This is a genomic window from Cyclonatronum proteinivorum (assembly GCF_003353065.1).
Lineage (GTDB): Bacteria > Bacteroidota > Rhodothermia > Balneolales > Cyclonatronaceae > Cyclonatronum > Cyclonatronum proteinivorum.
Genome location: NZ_CP027806.1, coordinates 104096 through 128390, shown reverse-complemented (window position 1 = coordinate 128390; position 24295 = coordinate 104096). Strand labels below are relative to the sequence as shown.

The window sequence follows — 24295 nt, the reverse complement described above, 5'->3', positions numbered from 1 at the left end:
ACTCACCTCTTATGAAATCCATCCGATACGAAGCTAAAAATAACGGGATGTACAGGCCATTAAGCGTTGTCGCGCTCTTAGTAAGCCTGGGCCTTAGTTTTTGGTTTTCAGCACCCCTGGCGCAGGCACAGGAAACGGCACAGGTTGTGATTACCGGCATTCCAGGTGTACTGAGTGCACCTTTCATCACAGATTTGGAAGACAACTATAACAGCGATATCTATCAGGTGCAGTTTATATATAACGCACCGGGTTCTATGGAACCACGCGCATTTGAGTTTGTTGTAACGGTAACCAAAAACGGGAATACCCTTATAGAAGAAAGGTCTGATCCTGTTTTTTTTGAACCCGGCACCCATTTTCTGGTGCCGTTCTTTGATGAGGTTCCCTTTAATATTGATCTGGAAGATGTTATAGACGGTTTTGACAGTAGTCTGCGAAATCAGTTGCTGCAGTCGGGTGCGCTTCCCGAGGGCAATTACAGCATTCGCATAAGCCCTGAAGCGGTTAACATGCAGCCCATAGTTTCCGGTATTCCGGGCATCAGTAACTTCGTGGTTCGATTTCCACAGCCCCCCATACTCGTTACGCCGCCGGATGAATCAGTAGTAAGCCTTGCTATGCCTTTTTTTACCTGGACACCTGTTACGGTACCGGGTAGTGTTATGGTCGAGTATGATTTTCTACTTGTTGAAATGATGCGCGGTCAGAATCCCGGTGATGCCTTGCTCAGTAACCGTCCTCATCATCAACAGACCCTTACAGGTACAAGTCTGCCCTACACGCCTGATTTATTACCCCTCGAAGAAGGTGCTAAATATGCGTGGCAGGTTACGGCACGGGATGCGAATGACGAGCTTCCTTTTGCGCGGGAAGGCGAAAGTGAAATTTACAGTTTTGTTTTTGGCAGGGATGAGGGAGAGGAAGTGCCGCCTGAGCGGCTTACAACCATTAATTTGGTTCCCGGTATGGCCGATCTTACCAATCTTGACGGATTGGAAATAAGCCGAAGCGGCGGAGAACTCATTCTCTTCGGAGAGGCGGTCGCAGAACTACAGTTTGCGGACGGGCGTCAGGGTGAAGTGCGGGCAATGGTAAACGATCTTCGCATTTTGGAAGGCAGTCTGCCGCAAGCGGTAATTACCGGCGGCAGCGTAGAACTATCAGTAAGTCAGACCGAAAGTCTCACAAGAGACTGGCTGCCCGATTTTATCGCGCTCGAAGAAGTAATCTGGCAGCAGGGGCTGGGCCTTACCGCCCGCGTGAGCACAAGACTGCCGCTGGGAGACCGGGCCGTATCCGACAGCCATCTCACATTCACACCAGGTGGCTTAAGCGGGATGGCCAATATTTCAGGCAGTCCGCTTGCAGCATATCAAAGTGAATGGGTTGATATGACGCTTATCGGTATGTCGGTCAGTTTTCCGGATTTGAATGTAACGGCCGAAGGCGATATCACCGTTATGGATCAGGATACCGGCTGTGATCTGACCGGACTTAACGCTGCAGGAGGTGAGCTTTCAGCTTCTTTCAGCTGCAATCAGACTTTTACCCTTCCACTGGTTGAAGGCTCCGCCCTCCTGTCTTTTGAAACCGATCAGATTTTAGGAAATGTAGGTATTGACCTGGATGACGGCAGCCTGAGCTATGATCTCAGTCTGCGCGCCACCCTCGGCTTGCTTACAACGCAGGGAAATTATTGTGGCACAAACATGAATATCGGTATAAACAGCGATGAACCGCTGAGTCTGGTTCCCGGTGCTGCAAGTTGTACAGAACCAATGCCCCGGCTTAATCTTGGTTTTGCTGAGCTGGCCTTCAGAAACCTGGCGTTTGATGAGCTGAATTATGATCCGGCTTCATCCGAATGGGATTTCGAAATCAGTCTTGATGCAAGCCTTGCCATTCCCGCTTTCGACGGCTGGCTTTCTCCGGAGATAGAAAGCCTGACCTTAAACAAAGACGGTATCCGGTTTGAAAGCATTGATTTTGGAGCCGGCGCACAGCCATTGCCGAATTTTAATATACAGCAGCTCAATGTGACGCTTGACGCTTTTCAGCTCAGCGAATTTGATTTTCCGGTTTTTGACTGGGATGGCTTCGGACCCGGACCCTGGGAAATTGCCTTTGGCGGCTCGGCAACCGTGCTGTCCGCTTCATCCATGCCCTACTGCCTGATCGGAACTGCCCTTTCCGTCGAAAACGGCAGCATACGGCAGAACCGTGTCGCGGCAGATCTTAGCCTCGCAGATTTTGAAGGCTGTGCTGTTGAACTCAGCCCTTTTGTGACCCTTGAACTTACCGGACTTTCCGGAACTGCCGGGGCAGAATATATGGACGACGGTTCCGTCGAGCCGTTTGGTTCGCTGCAGGCGGGGGGCGGCATTTCTTTCGACAGCCCGTTCAGCTGCGAGGCTGGTGAAACAACGCCATTCAGCGCCGGAACCCTGACTTTTGCAGATGGCGTGCAGGGTGCAGTTACCAATGTTGTTCCGGACTGCCCGGTCGAAATCGGGCCTTTCACGGCTGAGGTCACTGAATCAGCAGTCTCATTCAGCCGGGAACCGGGGCAGCCGCAACAGGCCGTTATGTCCGCTGAAGCTTCCATTGCACTTGCAGACGGTCAGACCGCATCCGGCACCTTCTCCCTGAATCTGATGGACGGTACTTTTGATGATGTGGCCTTCGAAATTCAGGGACCGTTTGAATGGAACCTGCCATCCGACGAGAATCCGCTCCTCACTTTCAGCCTGAGCAGTGCAGCCATTACGCAGGATGGGCTGTTTATTGATGGCCGTCAGGATTTCCTGCTCGGCGACGAGGTGCGACGGGTGACCTTCGACAACCTCCTGCTGAGCCTCGAAAACCGCAACATCAAATCCGGCAGAATTCTTTTTGATGAGTCCTTTGCAGTCGAGGTCGGTATCGGGGAAAGCCTTGACGCGCTGAGTTTTGCAGCTACCCTCCCGGAAACGCCTCTCATTGCCGATCCTGGCCTGAAGATGGCGCTAAGCGGGTCCGTTCAGGTTGACTCCGCCGGCGTACGTGCCTCGGGTTCCGCTGAAGCAAGCCTGGCGTTTAACGACCGCAGGTTCGACAGCTTTCTGTCTGTGACGTACAGTGATGACTTCGCGGTAGGATTCAACCCTGTAGGTGTAAACAGCGGAGAAGCTACGTTTTACCTTGAAGGTGCGCCGGTTGCCACCCTTGATCAGGGCGGCTTTCATCCCGTCTGGGCCTATTTTGCAGAACACCTGCTCCCTGAACGCCTGCCCATGCCCACCGAAAGTATCGCCTACATTCAGCTGCGCGAAGACGAAGAACTTCTGGTCAGCCTCACCGATGACGGGGAAGGAAACCTGATCATCAGCTCCCTGCCGGATCAGCCGCTAAGCATGGTCGTACCCTGGCTCGACCCTGCAAATCCGCCAGAAATAGCGGATATCAGCTTCGACGCCTTCACAGTAACAGCAAACCCGCTCAATCCGGAAGTTGTCTCGGGGCGCATCATTGCTGATGTGCCGGAAGGCAGTCCTTTTTTCGACCTGAGCGACAAAAATATTCCGCTCGATCTTCGCCGCATAGAATACGGCAAAGCACATGCTGATGCCGCTTCTGCCTTATTTCTAACAGGGCACCTGAACCTGTTTGACCAATCGCTTGAAGGCGATCAGGAGGTTGCTTTCTTCCTTCAGGGCAACGGGCTGGTTCAGGCCGATCTCAACCTTACTGACCTTGGCGCCTCCCTTGCACTCCTGCCCGGTGAACAAGTAAAGCTGGGACTTGATGCGGTAGCCGGAACATTCAGCATGCCCGCTACGGGCGGCAACCCGACTTACGATTTTAGTTTAGACGGCAGCATGGAAATACTCACGGAGCAAGGCTACCGTGCCGGTGCGGATCTCACCCTGCGTGCCATGCAGGACGGCTACCTCAGCATCACCGCCTTTGACAGCTATGCTTTTGATGAGGGGCCGCGTCTGAATATCGGCGATTTTGGCCTGGAACTCGAGGCCATTGCCGAAATGCCGCTTTTCAGCTGGTCACCTGTATCCGGATTTGAGTTTGCTGTCGAACTTGATCTCGCCATCGATATCCCGCTGCCGGAAGATGAGGTACTGCACTTCCCCCTCACAGGTGTTGAAATCAGAAACGATGGGATTCAGATTCCATCCCAAAACATCAGCGAAGCACTGATACCGGGGCTAAGTCTGCCGGAGATTTCGCTGGCAGGGTTCACCCTCGAACCCCTCGCCCTTCGAACCCCTGAAAGCGTGCTGTTTTCCTGGGATGACGGCTTTAGTGTCGACCCCGGCTTTATGTTTGATTTCAGCTTACGGCTGCCAGAATTCGAAGGAACCGCAATCGACCTGCCCGACGGCCTGCTTTTTGAAAATGTGGGATTTGATGACGGGTTTCTCGTAGGCGATTTCGATTTTCCGCTCGATGGCGCCGTGCCCATCGGCTCAGGTGAAACTCCGCCTACGTTACTGGTTGATCAGATTTCCGGGGCACTCGCCAAGGTACCGTCCAACAGCTTCCGGCAGGCACTTGACCTGACCATAACCGGTGAAGTTGGAAACCTGCCGGTTTTTGAAAATGCCGAAGATGGCTGTACCCACGCCGCCGCATTCAGCCTTGCCATCATAGAGGGACGTGCCTTCGAAGGAAGTATCAGCGGCCTTCAGCCCTGCGGCTCGCTCGCTCTGGGTCCGGTTGAACTGGAAGTCCTCAGTGCAGATCTAAACCTGTACCTTGATGAAGGTCAGCAGCAGGCCGAGCTGGATGGTGCCGTGAGCCTTAGCCTGCCGGTACGGGAGGGCGCTGAACCCGGCACGGTGACAGGTTCGCTCGTGCTCGATGTACTGTCAGGCACCATCCGCGACGGAGCTGTAGCCATTACCGAGCCCTTCGACTTGGGCATGCCTTGGAACGACGACGATCCGCTCGTTAGCTTTGCCGTGAATGAGGCCGAACTCTCTGCAGAAGGACTGACACTCACGGGCGGAGGAGAATTATTGCGTGATGAGCTCGATGTTGCAGTAAGCTTTGACAACTTGTTAATTGGCCTCGATACATTCAGTATTAAAAGCGGCTCGGCTACCTTATCTGCCGGGTTTTCGGTCCTGGTACCGCTTAATCCGCTCTCTTTTGCGCTCATCCCAACCGAAGAGAGCACGCCGGAGGGCAACGCACTACGATTTAACGCAACCTCCGATGTTATCCTTGATGCCGGCGGACTCGGATTTACCGGGGCTGCCGAGGCGGTCATCAACTATCAGGGGGAATCTTACAGTAACCTGCGCGTGGAGCTGGAAGATGATTTTGCCGTAAGCCTGAGCGGGCTTCAGGTCAATAACGGCCGCGCCCTTTTCTTCTGGGATCAGGACGGTGAACCGGCAACCGAGCCCGTCGCCATTCTTGACAGCGGTGGCTTTACCCTTGGTGGCGGCCTGATCGCCTTGCTGCCGGACCGGATTCCGCTTCCATCTGAAAGCATCGCCTACATTGAAATTAAGGATGAGGAAGGCAACCCCCTTATCGAGGTAGATACCGATGGCAGCGGCTACATACTGTCAACCGGTGACAGCTTTCTCCCCCTCGTGATTCCTGCATTGCCTGACAGTCAGGGGGAAGATTTTGAAATAAATGTGTCATTCTCCCTTCAAACCGACGACGCCTACAATGTGACGGGAGGCAGCATAGGGGTGCAGTCAAGCCAAACACTGGAAGACCGGCTTAATCTGCCGGTGCGCCTGCGTGAACTTGCACTAAGCAATGATGAAGGCCTGCAGCTCGAACTCGGACTTGCCTTTGACCTGCCGGAAATTTTTAATGAACACGAAGCCACCGTTTTTGCAAACCTGACCCAGGAAGGAATAGCGTCAGCGTCATTTACGGCAGGCAGCTACAGTACGACCTATGATCCTGTTGCTGAGCCGCTGTACACGTTCAGCCGGGAGGGGTCCGTGGATGAGGGTGACTCAGAAGACACCTTCCGCGCTTCCCTGATGGGTATCGAAGCCGCCTTTGGCCCTAACGCACTCAGTATTGCAGCAACCTTTCACAGCAGCCTGATCCTGGAGCAGGATGATGACCCCGTTTTTGCCGCGGCCACATGGAGTGCAGAAGGCTGGGCATTTTCGGTTGATCCGGGCAGTGCACTGCAGGACCTCAGCCTGGGACAGGCCGTCATAAGTCTCGACGGGGATAACCCTTTAGAGATTGTGAGCACCGAAGAAGCGTTCTACCTCTCCCTGAATGGCGTTGTTAATCTGGATGAGGTTTTGGGCGAACCGCTTGAGCTAACCATACAGGCCATGGAAGTTGGCGTAAGCGGACTCAACGCTTCGCCCTCTCTGCACTTTGCACTGGGCGGAGCCGCCGCCGCCATTGGCGATCAGTACCTGAGCCTGTTTAACAACAACCTCGAACTGGCGCTTTTGTCCCCCACGCTAAGCCTCTCAGGTCGCAGTCTTGCGGTAAGTGCAGACGGAAACATCACATTTTTGGATCAGGAGCTGGCATTTCAGGGACTGATGTTCTCAACGGACGGAAGCTTTGAGATAGGTGAAGCAGGGCTGGAAAATATGGCGGTTGAGCTGGCCGGGGAGTACATCACGCTCGAGCGCATAGCCCTGGCCTATGAAGAGGGGCTGCGCTTCGAAGCAGGGTTTGGTATTCAGCTGCCGGAACCGTTTGATGAATACACCGGCGACAGTGGTCTGGAGCTGGTGATCTACCGTAATGAAAGCGGAGACGTAATAGTTGAGGGAGGGGGGCTGGAGTTCACCCCTGATCCTGACGCAGCCACGGTAAACCTTGGAGAGGTGGCGGAAGCCCGCCTGACACGTCTCAGGGCGGACATTGATCCTGCCGGAGAAGGTGAGGTCGGTCTGTTTGCAAACGCGGTACTCGCTGTTCAAACGACAGAGGGGCTCACAGATGTCATCATGTTCGGTGAGGACAACAACTTTTCTGAAAGGCCGGGGATAGGGATCAGTCACTCGCAAAGCACCGGCCTGGTTATTGCCTACGATGTAACCGGAAATGCAGCTTTTGATATCGAATTCAGCTTTTTTGAGCTCAGCCTCCTGGCTGATATCGGGGCGTCTGAAACAGAAAGCTTCTTTATCAACTTATCAGGCACCGCTAACTTCACCCTGCCGGAGGTTGAGGCAAGCATCACCTATGAAAATTTCCGGATTGGTCCGCAAGGCGTGGCAGACTGGGGAAACATAGCCGGATCAGAACATTCGGTAACCATAGCCGGTTTTGCTACGCTGGAGGTCGGCAGCTTTATCCGCGAGCTGGACGCTGATGGGTTTGACCTGACCTTTACCGATACCAGCGGCGGAGACAATCCGGATCCTGCCGCATTGCGCAACAGCAGCGAGGATGAGCTGGAAACAACAACCATCAGCGGCGTTACCGAGCTGATTTGCTTTGGCCCCTGTCCGGCCGATATCGGAAACGGCAGCGCTGGCGGGAATGGCGGCAACGGCGGAGAAGAAGGCCTGCCAGCCGTGAATCTGACCATAGGGGCGGGCGGTGATTCTGAAGGCGGCTTCACCGGTCAGGTCAACACCGTATTTTTCTACCGCACCCTCTCTGGTGATATGAGCCTGATTGTGGAAGGCTTTGGTGTCTCTGTTTCCAGTTATTTTTCCATGACCGCCGATTTGGAGTATGTCCGTCAGGGTTCGGATATCCTGATCAGAGCTGCTGCAACCGGCGCGATGCAGATGGGCGATGTACAGGCAGCCGCTGTGGTTGCAGGTAAGTTTGCAAATACAACAGAAGGGGTGAGCTACGGACTTTTTGTAGGCGTTAGCGCATCACCCGGAATACCAATTGTCCCCGGCGTTGTTGATATAACCGGAGCAGCCGGCGGCTTTTTCTACCGTCCCGAAGCAGAAGATTTTGAGCTGGTGCAAACCGCTCTCCAGGGTTTTGATTACACCCTTTACGACGAGGATGCCGCTACACTGCAGAACGGTGCTTTATTCGCAGCAATGCTGTACGCCTCGGTAGGTATTGGTGGCGGCAGTGGTGCCCCTTACGTTGTGGAAGGCGCAACATTCATGCAGCTCACCAATCAGTCTTTTTATATAGACGTACAAGGAACCGTTGCCCAAATGGATGGCGGCGAAAATGCTGTGGCCAATACAAGGGTGCAGGCCGGTATGTTTGCTTCTGCCGAATGGGGAGATGACGGGATTTCATCCCTGATTTTTGGTGCTATGGTAAATTTAGAAGTGCCCTTAGTGATAGATGGTACCGGTAAGGTTGATTTCTTCTATGTTCGTGAGGAAAGTGGAAGCAGTGCTACCACCGCATGGGGGCTGATCGGAGATGTCGATTTTGAAATTTACGGCGGTATCATCCGGGGAGAAAGCACGGTATTAGCGGGGCCGCCCGGCTTCCTCATCGAACTTGGTCTGGGTATCTATGCTGATGTATTCGTATTCAGCATCGAATCCAACCTGATGGGATCAGCATGGGTTCTTACCGATGAAAGCTACAGCATGCCGTTCGGCGCCTATGCGATTTTTGATGTGGAGATTTGTGCATTTGGAGGATGCGCTTCCGCAGAAGCCCGGGGTGCATTTGTGGTGCATCAGTCCGAGGGGTACGAGCTCTTTGCATCGGCTAAAGGCTGTCTGGGTGAAGACCGTTTCTGTATATCAGGATGGGCTTCATTCACAGGTCAGGGCGCAACCGGTGGTTTGGGTTCCGGGGAACACAACGATGTGATCGCCCAGGCACAGGCCCAGCGCGATCAGTTTGAGGATGATATTCTAAGTCTGATTGCTGGTCTCGAAGCCATCGTAAACCCTGAGGCTGAGCCAATACCACTTGATGTTTTGTTCCCCGACGATGAGATGTTTGCGCAGGCAGCCACAAGATTTTATTCCGTAAGAGAAGACAACCGAAAAGCATGGGCCGCAAATCTTCTTGCTAACGAGCAGGGAGATGGTCTGGAGCCGCTTCCTCAATCCCTTCAGAATGTTCTGAACAACATCATGGGAGCTGACCGTCCGAGCTACAATTGGTTATCTACCCCAGCTAACGCGGAAGGCCTTTTAAATCAGTGGTTTGAGAGTCTTACTGACAATATTGATGAACTTAAAGATTCACTGGGGCAGGACCTTGGTACAGCTATAGTTCTGATGGAAGACAGCGAACAATATTTTGATAACCTCTCTGAAGCATTTTTTACCTCACCGGTCTCAGGTGTTGTGCGTCCGGAAGTTGTGGAAGGGCAGAACCAGTCAGTTTCTTTTGAAGTTGATGACAGCAGGGCTGAAAATCAGGCGCAGGCCACTTCCGAGCTGCGCGAAAACCTGCAGCAGCTGGACATGCAGTTCAGGGAAAGTATTGCTTCTGTAGAAGAAAATGTGTCCGTAATGCGCACGCTTGTAATCGGTAGCTTTGCTCCACCACCCTATGGCAACCTCAGGACTCTGATGACCGATCATATTTACCTGATTGAGTATTTCGAGCGTAAGTTTGCCAGCTATGCCAATTACCGCTGGACCAATTACAGTTGGGCGAACAACCTCTTAGAGCAGCTTAGTCAGAACCAGACACAGATTGCTCAGGGCGTATCTACGGTAAATCAGTTTTACAGTTCAGCGCTCCAGAATGCAGTCACCAATCCCACCGCACAAAGGATACAGAGGCTAAACGATGAAGCCGCACGGCTTGCTAAGCGTGTGCAGTTTGTTTATCACACATATAACAGCAACCCTGCACCCGGCATGGATCCGGATTTATTTCCATTTATACTACCTGAACCTTCTCAGTCAGCATTTAGCGAGGTGCAGGAGCTTTATGATCGTCTCAGTTGGCCGATTAGTGGTAATGATATTCCGGCTGTAATTATGAATCAGGTGGCGAATGCTAACACCAGCTACTGGTACCAAATGCATGTTGACGGGTTGCAGTCCTATGCTGACGCACAGAAGGTCGCAATGGATAACCCTGCACTGTTAATGCAGATGAACCAGGAACGGGAGGATTATTTTGCACATCACAAGAACCTAACCCAAATCATGGATAGCTTCTTTAGCGTTAAGGCCGGAACCATCGCCATTCTCTGGAATCTCTATGATAATTATGTGGACTGGAGACAACAAAACGAGGGTTCCGGGTTTATTGCGGATGCCCCGCCGGTCAGCGAATTTGTAAATAAGCGGCAACAGCTAAGCGAAGAACTCATGCCACCGCAGTTAACCGCATTAACTGTTACCCCCGGCAGGACAGAAGGTACATTCGTGAACCGGGCAGAGGTGTCATGGACAGCACAGCATCCGCAGGGCATTATCGAAAATGCCGTTGAGTACCGTATACAGCTGGGCGGCGGAGCGGATTCGGATATCACCATCAGAACAGATGATTACCTGAGTATTGGAAACAGTAATTCGGTTACCCTGCCCGCTTTCAAACTGTTTTCAATTTTTGATACAGCATATATAAATATGGGTGTCCGTGTGCGGGGTACAGCCGGTAATACTGCGATTCGCAGGGCTTCTTTTCCGGTAGATGTAGGTCCCGGAGGTACCACAACCCCACCCGGCAGCAATGTTTTCCCGGAAGAAACAGATCCGCCTCAGGCACCTGTCGTACTTCTTTCCGAGAACTATAATGCTTCAGTTGAGGCTGGCGTAGTACGCTACTGGACAAACGCAGAAGGCCCGATGCATCTGGTAATTCAGGGTCATGATCCACAGGTAGGCATTCGCCACTTTGAATATGCTGTTGGTACTACCCCGGGAGCGACTGATGTGATTGACTGGAATGAACTGCAGGGGAACCGTGAACTTATTACAGCAATTCCGGCAGAGGAAATCAGGGGTCCGGCAAGATTTTTCCCTATGGATGAAGGTCAGGAATACTATGTCTCAGCTCGGGTAGAAAACAACATGGGGCAAATGAGCCCCGTGGCTAACGCCGACGGGCCAATAATCCTCGATCTTTCTGAGCCCGGTGCGCCGCTTGCCGGTATTCAGACCCCGGATCCTGTACAGCCGCCCATTGACTGGCCAAGTGTTTATCCCGCCGTAACCAGCGTGCCCCCGCTAAGCCATACCCTTGCAGAGGGATTTGGGTGGATTACGACCTATGGCGACCCGGAACTCTTTTTCAGCAATATCTCGGCGGAAGATCCCGTATCCGGCATCTCGCATTTCGAGTATGTACTCAGCCGCTCCGAAACACCACCGCATGCCCGTTTTGCAGCCGGTGATTATGAATTGCACGAAAGCGGAGAGCTGCACATAACCGGCGGCTCCGACCACCCGGTACTTGATACCTTCCGCCGTGAAGTCTACCTGCATCTGCGGGCTGTTGATAATGCCGGAAACCGGAGCGATATCACAACCAGCGGTCCTCACCTGTCATTCGACAGCACGGTTCCGGAAGCCGGTGAGATGCGCGCCAAACTCGACCCGGATGATGTGAAAGTCTATCTCACAAGCGTCCCCTACGACCCCGAATCAGATGTTCTGGGCTTGCAGTACCGTGTCGTGTATTATGATGGCGGCTGGGATACCACTGTAAGGCCATTTCCGACCGGTACGGATGTAGATCTGGAATGGAATCACGCGAAGTCCGTGAAGGTCGTGCAGGGCCTGAACCCGCAGCCGCGGCATATCTCCATACCACGAAGTGAGTTGCCTGTAGGACCCAACCTGTATGTGCAGTTCCGGTCGGTGAACACCAAAGGCAGTTTTTCAGCCCTCGGGGAAACCGGTCCGATAAACCTGGATACAACTCCGCCCGTCACCCCCGACCTGAGCGTAAGCGCAAATACCGATACCCGTAGGATTACCATCGGAATTGATAATATCCATGATCCTGAATCCGGTGTAGTAAAAGTGGAATATGAGGTTCGGAGAAGTCCATTCTGGATGCCTGCAATAAACCCTGTCGACCAGCAGGTGATTTACCATCAGCCCTATCCCGATACTACTCCTTTTGAGCTCGAAACGGAAAGCATGGTTATACCGGATGATTTGGACCTTGCTGGCCTGAGGGTTACCGTCCGGATTCACAATCATGCAGGACTTGTGCGGACACGTCACCACACCATTCAGGATTCGGATCTGTTTACACCTATCGTCTATCCTCCTCCTGTATTTGTTGTTCCGCCCGGTTTGGGCTTTTAACCCGTACCATTAACCTGAAAATTTCGAAGCTTTTTATTCAGCGACTTAAAGGCTGAGACCGGATACAACTGCGCAGTCCGAAGTGTAAGTTAAACCAATTGAAAGAAACTTTATGTCGTACTTTAAATTCGTTTTCATCCGCATGCCCCGGCAGGGGATACTGGCATTTACGCTGTTGGTTGTGCTGGCCGCTGGTGCAGCAGAACTGCATGCCCAAGGCGTGCGGGGTAACCTGATTACCGATGTGATGTTTCGGGATGGCAATGCGTTCATCATGCATAATCAGCCCATTCCGCTCTCTCACGGATACCATGTGTTTCGCAGCATAAATGGCGGTGAGTGGGAGCAGATTACCGACAGTCCGGTAATGCCGGTGCAAAACGGTTTCCAGCTGCAGCAGCAGCTGGGCGCCAACTTCGTGCGTTTTGTGGGAGAAGAGGACGCGGAAGATCCGCAGTCGGTGTTTCTGAGGCTTAGAAATGCCGGTGATCGCGCCATGATTGGCATGTACACCAGGCCGCAGATCGCCCGTTTAATGGGCCATTTGTTTGAAGACGAAGACGCGCCCGCAGGGCAGCTTGTGGCCTACCGCTTTCAGTTTGTAGATGATCTTGAGCGTGAAATAAGCCTTTCCTTCGAAACAGAACCTGTACAGCTTGAGCCATACCGGAGCCCGGCGCCGCAGAATCTCAGGGTGACCCACGAGAACAGAACCGTAACGCTGAGCTGGTCTTATCCTGAGGCCGGCGCGCATGCTGCCCGGCATGCGGTACTGTTCAGACCTGATTACAGGCGTACGGACGGAACTGCAGTACCCGGCTATGACGGGAACCTGCGGCTTATTCAGCATAGTGTGACAGAGTACAGCATCCGTTTTGAAGTTCCGGAAATCGACCAGCGGTATGAGTTTTGGGTGAAAGCCGAAGATTTTTCCGGGCAGCCTTCCCCTGAAAGCAACCGTGTACAGCTTACCGTTGGTGAAAACGTACAGCCGGCTGCCCTGCCCCGTCCGCAGGTACGCGTAACAGATAGCTTCGAAGCCCTGCTCACCTGGCAGGTGAGTACTGCCCTGAATGTTGCCGGATATCATGTCTATCGCGGTCTTACAAGTGAGGAAGAAGAAGACATGGTGCGGATTACCGATACGCTTCTTCCCCCGCTGCAAACCTCCTTCACCGACACAACTACTGCTCCCGGAACCCACTACCGCTATGCGGTAACGGTAGTTGACCAAAGCGGCAATGAGAGTGAATTCAGCCTGAGCGCACGGCTGCTGATTATCGACTATACATTTCCGGAGCCGGTAGCGGCCGTGTCTGCTGCATTCAACACCGACAGCAGGCAGGTGGAGCTGAACTGGGAGCCTGGCGATGACTATCAGAGTTTGAGAAGCTATCGTATTGTCAGGCGGCAAATGTACCCTGATATCGGCCGGGCTTTTTCACAGCTCAACACGGGTAATTTCACCGAACTCAGGCTCACGGACAGCGGGGTGCGCGGAGACGGTTTTACCGAAGGAATGACCTTCGAATACGGGGTTGCCGTTGTTAACCGAAGCGGCAATGTGAGCGATACCGTATTTACCAGTATTCAGATTCCGGTGCTAACGCCGCCGGAGCCTCCGCAGTCGGTACAGGCGGGTATGCGGGAAAACCGGCGTGTTGCTGTGAGATGGACTTCCTCCCCCTCCCTGGATGTGACGGCCTATCAGGTACTCCGAACCGATATCGAAACCGGTGAAACCGCAGCTATGCAAACAGTGCCCCGCGGCAACCGCTTCTTTAGGGATGAAGATGTGGCCTTTGGAAAAACGTATGTTTATAAAGTAGCGGCTGTTGACTCTGCCGGCAATGTCTCAAGACCTGCTCCGGCTGACACCCTTATCACCGGAAGCATTCAGCCCCCGCTGCCTGCCTTTAATGTGATGGCCTCTGTAACTGATGAAGGCGTTCAGCTGCGCTGGCAGCAGCGTCAGAATGAGGCGCAGCAAACCGACTACTTCTCGATTCGGAGAGCTGAAATTGCCACCGGGCGCTACGAAGAAATAGGCCGGCTTGAAGGCAACGCAACCGACCTGCGATTTACAGACAGCAGCGGTCAGCCAGGATTCTGGTATCGGGTTTATCCTGTGGACATAAACGGAAGAAGTGCGAGAGAAGCCCGGAATACGCAGGCTGTAAGGCGTTGAACATAGTAAATGTAAATGAACCCAAATATCTTGCACAAGTTCTGTCGAGAGACGAAACATCATCTGAAAACGCTCTTTTGCCTGACTTTTCTGGGATTGCTGACCGGGCTGCCTTCGGATTTGAAAGCTCAGACTGCGGCTTTCTATTTTAGTGAGGGCATGGAGCAGCTCAGGCTTGGAGATGCAGAAGGAGCCAGCGAGGCTTTCCGTCTCTCGCTCGAACAAAATGAAGCGCAACCCGAGGCCTGGCGCCATTTAGGCATCTCTTTGCTGCAGCTTGAAGCGTTTTGGGAAGCTGCCAAAGCCGCAGAGCAGGGGCTGGTACATCAGCCCGGCAGTTTGCCGCTTCTCGCACTGCGGGCACAGTCACTTTATCATATCGATCCAAAGCTTGCACTTCCCGCTTATGAAGAAGCCGCTGAGGCGGCACGCCGGCACCCTGATCCAGCGGCTGCAGGCATTACTCCGGCACAAATGGAGGCTTTACTGGGAATGCTCTACGAAGAAATTGCGGGTATTCGGTACGAAAGCGGGGATCGCGAGGGTGCTTCTGAAGCCCTGCGTAAGGCCCGGACCCTTAATGCTGACCGCTTTAACGTGCACAACAATCTTGCTTATATCCTGATGGAAGCCGGTCAGTATGCACAGGCCTTTGAAGCCCTTGAAGAGGGGTTGGCACGGTTTCCGGATCATCCGGATCTGCTGCTGATGCAGGCCAATATACTTGGGGAACAGGGGGAGGCAGAAGCGTCGGTTCAGGTACTGGAGCGTCTGCACCGGGCAGAACCGCAAAACGTGAATATTTCTATTGCCTACGGCAGGGCGCTGCTGTTTAATAATGAGGCCGTTAAAGCGAACGAGCATTTCCAGCAGATGCTTGCGCTTCATCCTGAAGAGCGGCGGTACTACCGCACCCTGATCGACATCAACCGGATGAGATCTAACTTTCGCGGCCTTCATGCTGTACTCGAAAGGAAGGTTGCGCAGTTTCCGGATGATGAAGCGCTGGCCCGTGAACTTGCAGAATCCTTTCTGACGATCAGCGAGTTTGAAACCGCCCACCAGCAGTTTGATTCCCTGTCGGTTTTGCTGTCAGATGCTGAGCTCGCCCGTCGTGCGGCACATGCCCTTCTTTTTGGAGACCACAATGAAGAAGCTGTATCATATTATCAGGAGATAAGCACGCGTTTCCCGCAGGCTGCAGTACTGAAGCGCGAGCACACGCGGGTACTGCTCGAGCTGGATCGTCCTGAGCAGGCAAGGGCTGTTTTTACGCAGCTTCCGGAATCAGAGCAGACCGGGCTGTTGCTGGCACTAATAAGCCGGACTGAGCCGGACGAGGACTCACGCAATGTATGGCGCAGCAGGGCGGCACAAACAGCATGGGCACCGCTAAGCGACTGGTACGCCATGCAGGAAAGGGCTGCGGAAGGGCAAATCTACTCCGAGCCTGAGCTTAGTTCGCTAACCAATCGATTGCTTAGGTATTATCGTGATCAGCAGAGGATGGTTTCAGGACAGGTGGAAGTCATGCTGGAACAGCAGGCGCAGGAACATCCCATGCCGCCTCCCCTGCGCGAGGCCGATCAGCTGCGTTTCCTTACGGAGGCTTTAACCGGCATAACGGCATTTGTGCGTAAGCAAACTTCCGCTGAAACTGCTCAAGCTTATTTTGATGCCCTACTGAGTCAGTGGCCCGACAGTCCGCTTTTGTATGAGGCCTATGCCAATTGGCTCGAGCGTCGTAACAGTCCTGATGCCGCTATCACAGCCCTCAGACAGGCGGTTCAGCTTGGTGCACGTGGGCCGGAAGTGCATCACCGCATGGGGATACTTTTTGAGCAATCAGGTGAATACATGGAGGCTGCACTTGCTTATGAACGCGCCCTGAGCGAAGATTCCCGGTACAGTGCTGCATACCGAAGCTTAATCCGCTTAAGCGAGCGTGAAACGGACCCGGCACTCAGCCTTGAACAGCTCGCTGACCGCTGGTACGCCCGTTTTCAAAATAATGCGGGCAATGATATGCTGCGCGAGTACCTGATTGAGACCCTCCATAAATCCGGGCAAACAGCCCGTGCCCGGGAAGTTACCCGGAGATAAGTCAGCAGGCTTACAGCGTAGCGCTGTGATTTCGACATAAAAAAAGCCGCACCCGATTCCTCAGATGCGGCTGGAATTACAAACTATGTGTGTCTTGTAATTTAGGGTGTGCGCTCGGGAGGATTCGAACCCCCAACCTTCTGATCCGTAGTCAGATGCTCTATCCAGTTGAGCTACGAGCGCTGTTGTTTTGCAGATTCCAAATATACGGCAGTATTCATGCCGGTGCAAGCATTAGTCTAAAAAAAGAACAGCAAAATTTGCTTGATAAGATCCGTTTCCCGGCGCTACCCCAGCCATCCCTCACGGTCGAGGCTGCGGTACTGAACAGCTTCCGCAATGTGATGCCCTCTGATGTGTTCGCTCCGCTCAAGGTCGGCAATGGTTCTTGATACTTTGAGGATGCGGTCATACGCCCGAGCCGAAAGTCCAAGGGTTGTCATAGCCCGCTTCAGGATGGCGGAACCGGCGTCATCGAGGCGGCAAATCTTGCGCACCTGTCGCGAGCTCATCTGCGCGTTGCAGTGCACTTCCATGCCCATGAATCGCTGTTGCTGAATCTGCCGGCAGGCAACAACCCGCTCCCGGATAGGCAGAGAGCCTTCGCCCTGCGATTTTTGAGAAAGTTCCTCGAAAGTCACTTTGTTGACCTCCACGTGCAGGTCAATGCGATCCAGCAGTGGCCCGCTGATTTTGCTGAGGTATCGCTGCATTTGCCCGTGTGAGGTGCCGTCCTGATTGGCAGGGTCGTACCAGTCGCCGGAGGGGGATGGATTCATGGAGGCGATCAGCATGATTTTACTCGGGTAGCTCACGGTCATGCGGGCGCGTGAGATGGTTACGAAGCCGTCTTCGAGCGGCTGCCGCATGACCTCAAGTGCCTTGCGCTGAAACTCCGGCAGCTCATCCAGGAAGAGGACGCCGTTGTGGGCCAGTGAGATCTCGCCCGGCATGGGGATGCTGCCTCCTCCCACAAGCGCTACGTCCGAGATCGTGTGATGGGGCGCGCGAAATGGCCTTGTCGTTACAATGGAGCTGCCGCTGCGCATAAGACCGGTAACGGAGTGGATTTTCGTCGTTTCCAGCGCCTCGTTCAGTGTAAGGGGAGGTAGTATGGTAGGCAGGCGACGTGCGAGCATGGTTTTGCCTGAACCGGGCGGACCAACCATGATCATGTTGTGCCCGCCGGCAGCGGCTACCTCCATCGCGCGCTTCACATTTTCCTGACCTTTTACATCGCTGAAATCTGCAGCATGGTCAGTATTGTCGTGGCTGAATAGGGCCGCGACATCTGTCGTGTGAGGGGTGAGGTTATTTTGCCCGTTAAACCAGTCAATGACCTCCCGTAGGTTTTTACAGCCAAGAACCTTTAGCCCGGATACCACAGCTGCCTCACCGGCATTTGCTTCGGGAAGCACAAGATACTCAAAGCCTCTTTTATGCGCTTCCACAGCAATGGGCAGTACGCCTTTTACGGGGCGCAGGCTGCCGTCGAGGGCAAGCTCGCCGATCAGGACCGTTTTATCAGCAAAGTCATTGCGGATTTGCCGGGTACCCAAAAGGTTACCGATGGCAATGGGCAGGTCGAATGCGCTGCCCTCTTTCGGAAGGTCCGCCGGTGCGAGATTGATGATGATGACGCCCCGCGGCTCTTCCAGCCGGGAAGCCCGGATAGCTGCGTCAATCCGGTATTTGCCCTCTGTTACAGCCCGGTCAGGCAGGCCAACAAGGGAGTAAAAGGGCGTTCCGCCCCGAAAATGGACTTCAACATCGATAATGTGTGCGTCAACGCCGTAGGTAGAGGCGCCAAATGTATGTGCAAGCATGAAATTAAGTTAGAATCCTTCTTTTGTTTATTTGCGTATAAAGAGCGGATTCGACGCTAAACCTTACACATCCATTCAAAAAAAAATGCCATGAACGCAGATGCCTTTGAAGATATCAGACTTAATGGCGAACATCTCATAGCTGATGTGCGGAGATTGATTGCGGAAGGGAACGCCCGCCGCCTGATTATCAGAAGTGCAAAAGGAAAGACACTTTTTGATACGCCCCTTACCCTTGGCACCCTTGGAATCGGCGGCTTGTTTATGCTTCATCCGGTAATTAGTACGGTGAGTGCATTTGTGATGCTGAGCAACGATGTACAAATTATTATTAAGCGTGAAGTCTCCTCCGGGGACGAATCTGAGCCCCCAAAGAGCAGTTTCGATGATACATGGGAAGTCGAAGCCGATTTTACCGCAGAGCAGGAAAATCCGTCAGCTGACAGCTAAGTCCAGGCCGAATTTTGCAGCCTCCTGAACCCAACCCCGCGCCCGCATTGACGGTGACGCGGGGTTTCTTTTTTTAGGGCGTCAGGATCAGGGTCACAAGCGCTTCATCCAAAAAAAACCTGCGCACATTGCCAAAAATGATCTCAACTGTGTATGATGGGATGGGTTTGCTTAACCCGCATTATTCACAATTCAACAGGATTTATTCGCTCAATCTGTGTTTAAGTATGGCTTAGTGAAAAACACCGGTAGCCCAAGTTTGAGTGTGGTGTAAAGACGGCGCACCTAGCGAAGCGATTCCCACGAAGTGCACCGAGCGTAGCGATTCCCGCGCAGCGAAATTTCCCCGCTGGCGGCGTTGAATCTGAAAACTCATGCTCAGGGTACTTAGGTACCCTTCCGCTGAGTTTTCAGCTTCGCCTTGCCAGCAAGAAAATTTCTTGGTGAATAATGCGGGTTAAAGGATGGGTTAATTTTATTGTTAAAATTTGAGTAGCCCGGCTGCCGCACAGCTGCAGGATTTCGTTTTAGGCCCGCGGTGTAGCAATTGTGTATAAAAATCAACTATTTTGACAACTAACAACCATGATGCGCCGGCAGGTTTGGGAATCCTATCTTTTCGTCAGATGGGGTGTGCCTGATCGGCTGTTTTGTTCGCTTTTAATAATTTGTAATGAAGACGGCTCATATTTTTCAGAAAACTACTATCGCATTCATTTGCGTGTTCCTGTTTTCGTGCGGAAACAGCGGGCAGACGGAAGTCCCGAAAGATGGCGCAAGCGGACCCATTCCGGTGGGGGTGCTGCATTCGCTCACCGGAACCATGGCGATAAGTGAACAGGGCGTAGTGAACGCAACGCTGCTGGCGATTGAGGAGATAAATGCGGCAGGCGGTGTAAACGGCCGTAAAATTGAAGCAACGATACGGGACGGCGCCTCGAGCGGGCAGGTTTTTGCCCGTGAGGCAGAGCGGCTGATTACAGAAGATCAGGTTGACGTTGTGTTTGGGTGCTGGACGTCCGATTCCCGTAAAACCGTGCGTCCGGTGTTCGAGCAGTACGATCATTTGCTGTTCTACCCCGTGCAGTACGAAGGGATGGAGCTTTCCCCCAACATTGTTTACACCGGAGCAGCCCCCAATCAGCAGATTATGCCGGCCGTAAAGTGGGCGATGGATAACCTTGGAGACCGTTTCTACCTCGTTGGTTCTGACTATGTGTTTCCGCATGCTGCCAATGCGATTATCAAAGATCAGGTGCAGTCGCTTGGGGGGCAGATTTTGGGGGAAGCATACGTTTTGCTGGGCAGCACCGCGGTTGATCTCATAGCGGATGAAATTGCGCGCCTTGAACCCGATGTCATTCTCAACACGCTCAACGGGGACAGCAACATTGCTTTTTTCGAGGCCCTGCGTTTGCGCGAAATCACGCCGGACCTCATTCCTACCATTTCTTTTAGTATTGCCGAAACAGAGCTGTTGCTGATGGGAAGCGCTCCTTTTGAAGGTGATTATGCAGCATGGAATTATTTTCAAAGTGTGCCCGGCAGCAGGAATGAGACGTTTGTTGCGGCTTACCGGGCGATGTTTGGCTCCGATGCGGTCATCAACGATCCTATGGAGGCGGCTTACACCGGGGTGTACTTATGGGCACTGGCGGCTGAAGAGGCCGGAAGCACCTCCCCCGAAGCCGTCAGAAATGCGCTTGGTGGTCTCTCGCTTGATGCCCCGCACGGGCCGGTGAGCATCGACGGCGATACACAGCACCTGTGGAAAACTGTGCGGATCGGGCAAATCAGGGCCGACGGGCAGTTCGATATTGTGTGGAGCACAACCAAGCCTGTGCGTCCCTTGCCGTATCCGTCTTACCGTAGCCCGCAGGACTGGCAGCAGTTTTTGGATGAGCTGTACCGCAAATGGGGCGGAAACTGGGCCAGACAAGCGGAAATTTCGGAGGTACAACTGCCATGAGGAAACTACACTCCAACAGTACCGAATTGGCACTGCTCATTTTGCTGGTCGCACTTGTCCCCCTGCTGCTGACCTTTTTTATGGGGAACAATATTTTTCGGGCATCCATCGAAGATAAAAACCGGCTGGATCTCGCCGCCCTGGCCAACTCAACCCGTGATCAGATTGAAGAGATTGTGAACGGGCGCATTCGCGATGCCAACACCCTTGCCCGTCTCCCCCACTGGCAGCAATTGCTTTCTGCCGATGATTTTTCTGACTTGTCGGAAGGTGCGCTTAACACCTTTCTTGTAAGCTATCTTCTGGAAAAAGGATATGATGATCTGATGCTTACCGATGCAGAGGGTATTATTCGGTTTTCAATCAGGAATCCTGAGCTTACCGGCTATTCGATACATGAACACGAGAAACTTGGCCGGGAAATCTCAGAAAGTATTGATGCTGCCAATACCCTGCTGCAGACCGAAATTTCCAACTTTTCGTGGTTTCCTCCGGCTCAGGCCTCGGTGGCTTTTATCACATCTCCTGTGTTTATTGAAGGGCTTATTGCCGGAAATGTAGTGCTTAAGGTGCCGGGCTCTTTGCTTGAAGGCATTCTCGCAAACCTGAGTTTTTTGGGTGATACAGGTGAAATTCTGATGATTGCGAGTCAGGGCGGCGAGCTGCTGTTCACGCAGTCGGCCCGTTTTTCTCCGGAGCTTCGTGCAGGCGACCCGGACCATCAGCAGCTTACGGATGCCGCACTGCGGGCCCTTTCCGGCAACCAGGGCGGGGGTATTTTGCAGGATGCCCTTGGCAATCCGGTGAAAGCCGAATGGCGCTACATCCCGGCCATGAACTGGGCGCTGCTCATAAAAATAGACCGGAAAGAGATTTACCGCCCGGTGCAGGCCTTTTTTCGGGCGTTCGTGCTTATCCTGGGTCTGGCGCTGCTTTTGGGTGTTGTCCTGGCATGGGCAGCCCATCATTTGGTTACCCGCCCGCTGGAGCTGCTTACGGCAGAAGTAAAGCTGCCCGAAGATGAGCCCCTGCCTGCCGGACTCCAAATCAGAGGCAGACACGAAGTTCGCGAGCTGAGTGAAGCATTCAACAGTCTGTTAGGTAAGCTTAACGCTCACCAAAAAAATCTGGAGCTAAAAATAGAGGAGCGCACCGTCAAGCTGAAGGATGCGCTTCATGCAGCAGAGGCCGCAAGCATCGCCAAAGGGTCCTTCCTGGCCAATATGAGTCACGAAATTCGGACCCCGCTCAATGGCGTAATTGGCTTTACGGAATTACTGCTGAACACCGAGCTCGATGATGTTCAGTTGCAGTACGCCGAAAATGCGAATGTTTCAGGTAAAGCGCTGCTTGGGGTGATTAACGATATTCTGGATTTTTCCAAGATTGAAGCCGGGGGACTTGAGCTTGAATTGGTAGAGGCTGAGATGGCTGAAATCGTGGAACAGGCTGTGGATGTTGTGAAGTATCAGGCCGGTATTAAGAAGCTTGAGCTGTTGCTGTTCATGCCGCCTGATCTGCCGGCTGTGGCTGTGGTAGACCCGGTCCGGCTTAAACAAATCTTATTAAACCTGCTCAACAACGCAGTAAAATTCACAGAAAAAGGTGAAGTGGAAATGCGGGTAAGCTTCACCAGGAAAACAGAAACAAGGGGCTGCTACACCTTTGAGGTACGCGATACCGGAATCGGAATCAGTGAGTCGCAGCAGGCACAGCTTTTTAAACCGTTTAGTCAGGCGGATAGCTCAACGACGCGCCGCTATGGCGGGACGGGGCTCGGTCTCGCCATCAGTGGACTGCTCGCAAAGAAGATGGGGGCTTCGATTGCCGTAAATAGTAAACCCGGCGAGGGTTCTGTTTTTGCTTTCACCATTGAGACTGATATCGTAGATGCGCCGCTCCTGCCAAAAGCAGGCACTGTTAATCCCGGCAAAATTCTGATTGTGGATGACAACGATGCGAACCGCCTGATTTTGGAACATAACTTCAGCTACTGGCACTTTGATTTTCGCAGCTGCGCCTCCGGTGCTGAAGCCCTTGAAGCTTTGAAGGAAGAAACGTTTGGTCTGCTCATTCTCGACTATCATATGCCCGAAACGGACGGACTCGACACCCTGCAGCGCATCCGTAAAGAGCTGAATGTAAGCCCTGATCAACTCCCTGTACTCATGCTCCACAGTGCGGTCGATACGCCCGATTTGCGGGCTCAGTTCCGGAAGCTGGGTGTAGCGGTGAGCCTTACCAAACCAGTTAAGGCTACAGAGCTATGGTACTACATCCGGAAAATCAGTCGGGGTATCCCCGACTATCCGCAGGATAAGGAAGTGCAGCAGAACGCACGAAACAGTAACTCGCATACGCTTAACAAGGACAAAGAATCAGCGGAAGCGGAAGGGGCGGCCCTGAAATCCCAAAGTTCGTCTGCGCCCTGCACAATTTTGATTGCCGAGGACATTCAGCTCAATATGGTGCTCATCAAAACAGTGCTGAAAAAAATACTACCGGATGTAAGGCTGCTGCAGGCTGCTGACGGGGAAGCGGCAGTTGCGCTTTGGGAGGCGCACCGCCCCGATCTGATTCTGATGGATGTACAAATGCCGCGCCTTGACGGTACGGCGGCTACGGAAAAAATACGGGCGCTCGAACGAATGAGCGGCGTGCCGCATGCCAAAAGGGTTCCTGTGGTAGCCCTTACCGCAGGCGCACTGAAAGAGGAGCGCGAAAAAGCACTGCAATCCGGGATGAATGATTTTCTGACCAAACCCCTTAATTCAGGGCGCCTATCCGAAGTGCTGGAGCAGCTTCTCCCGGTCGGTTAGCCAAAACCGATGCGCTGTTTTAAAGCGGTAACCCGGCGCCGGGCAACCGTGAGCTTTTCGCCGTTGGTGAGCGTTGCCTGCCAGTTGCCGTTAAACCAGGGTTCCAGGCTGCTTATGGCGTTGGCATTGACCAGCGAGGAGCGGTGTATGCGTAAAAAGTCCTGACCAGGCAGACGCTCTTCCAGCTCGTCAAGGGTGAAATCAACCCGTAAACGCCCGTGCCCACTTACGGCGACGACGATTTTCTCTTCGGTCTCAAAATACAGGATTTCGGTGAAGCCCAACACCTTTACCCCGCGGGCTGTGTGAGCGCTGATGCGCTTGAGCGGCATGGCCTTACGGGATTCGCGCAGCGACTGCAAACCGGATGCGGGATTTTCGCTATCAGACAGCTTTTGTGCCCGCTGCAGGGCTTTAACCAGTCGTTCCAGCCGGACCGGCTTAGTAAGGTAGTCGAGGGCATGTACTTCGAATGCCTTGATAGCAAACTGGTCGTAGGCGGTCACGAAGATCACCTGCGGGCAGGCATCCCCAAGCAGATCAATGACATCGAAGCCGTCGAGCTGCGGCATTTGGATGTCGAGAAAAAGCAGATCGGGGCGGCTGTCGCGGATGAGGCTCACGGCTTCAGCCGGGTTGCCGGATTCCCCCGCAATCTCTACGGGCAGGTCTGATGCTTCCAAAAGGGTTCGCAGCCGGGAACGGGCGAGGTCTTCATCATCCACCAAAAAAACACGCATATCGACAGATTGAAATAAGGGTTCATA

General features: G+C 53.3%; 8 protein-coding genes and 1 tRNA gene. 6 read left to right on the top strand and 3 right to left on the bottom strand.

Annotated elements, in window-relative coordinates; translation table 11 throughout:
- The first annotated feature begins 11 nt into the window (after window positions 1-11).
- From CYPRO_RS00455 to CYPRO_RS00445, 3 genes are all read left to right on the top strand, one after another.
- Window positions 12-12173 carry a hypothetical protein gene (locus CYPRO_RS00455; protein ID WP_114982623.1) on the top strand — a complete coding sequence of 4054 codons (12162 nt, stop codon included), beginning with the start codon at window positions 12-14 and terminating at the stop codon, window positions 12171-12173.
- 112 nt (window positions 12174-12285) lie between these two features.
- Entirely contained in the window at window positions 12286-14361 is a 2076-nt protein-coding gene (locus tag CYPRO_RS00450) for a fibronectin type III domain-containing protein (protein ID WP_114982622.1), read from the top strand.
- A 120-nt stretch (window positions 14362-14481) separates the two neighbouring features.
- Window positions 14482-16464 carry a tetratricopeptide repeat protein gene (locus tag CYPRO_RS00445; protein ID WP_164682409.1) on the top strand — a complete coding sequence of 661 codons (1983 nt, stop codon included), beginning with the start codon at window positions 14482-14484 and terminating at the stop codon, window positions 16462-16464.
- Window positions 16465-16573: 109 nt separating this feature from the next.
- Here the strand turns inward: CYPRO_RS00445 and CYPRO_RS00440 are convergent.
- Both CYPRO_RS00440 and CYPRO_RS00435 read right to left on the bottom strand, forming a co-directional pair.
- Window positions 16574-16647 (bottom strand) — tRNA-Arg (locus CYPRO_RS00440).
- 104 nt (window positions 16648-16751) lie between these two features.
- The gene (locus CYPRO_RS00435) at window positions 16752-18290 is read right to left on the bottom strand and encodes a YifB family Mg chelatase-like AAA ATPase (protein ID WP_114982620.1); all 1539 of its coding nucleotides are present in this window, start codon (window positions 18288-18290) and stop codon (window positions 16752-16754) included.
- Window positions 18291-18380: 90 nt separating this feature from the next.
- Between CYPRO_RS00435 and CYPRO_RS00430 the strand changes: the two genes are divergently transcribed.
- The 3 genes from CYPRO_RS00430 to CYPRO_RS00420 all read left to right on the top strand — a co-directional run bounded on the left by CYPRO_RS00430 (window position 18381) and on the right by CYPRO_RS00420 (window position 23528).
- A complete protein-coding gene (locus tag CYPRO_RS00430) occupies window positions 18381-18740 on the top strand; it encodes a DUF4342 domain-containing protein (protein ID WP_114982619.1) in 360 nt (119 codons plus the stop codon).
- Between the two features lie 673 nt (window positions 18741-19413).
- The gene (locus tag CYPRO_RS00425) at window positions 19414-20709 is read left to right on the top strand and encodes an urea ABC transporter substrate-binding protein (RefSeq protein ID WP_114982618.1); all 1296 of its coding nucleotides are present in this window, start codon (window positions 19414-19416) and stop codon (window positions 20707-20709) included.
- Window positions 20706-23528 (top strand): hybrid sensor histidine kinase/response regulator, encoded by a 2823-nt coding sequence (locus CYPRO_RS00420; RefSeq protein WP_164682407.1) that lies wholly within the window; start codon window positions 20706-20708, stop codon window positions 23526-23528. Before CYPRO_RS00425 ends, CYPRO_RS00420 begins: the two co-directional genes overlap by 4 nt.
- Here the strand turns inward: CYPRO_RS00420 and CYPRO_RS00415 are convergent.
- On the bottom strand, window positions 23525-24268 hold the full coding sequence (locus tag CYPRO_RS00415; RefSeq protein WP_114982616.1) for a LytR/AlgR family response regulator transcription factor: 744 nt from the start codon (window positions 24266-24268) through the stop codon (window positions 23525-23527). The two genes, CYPRO_RS00420 and CYPRO_RS00415, sit on opposite strands and share 4 nt — an antisense overlap.
- Window positions 24269-24295 lie beyond the last annotated feature (27 nt).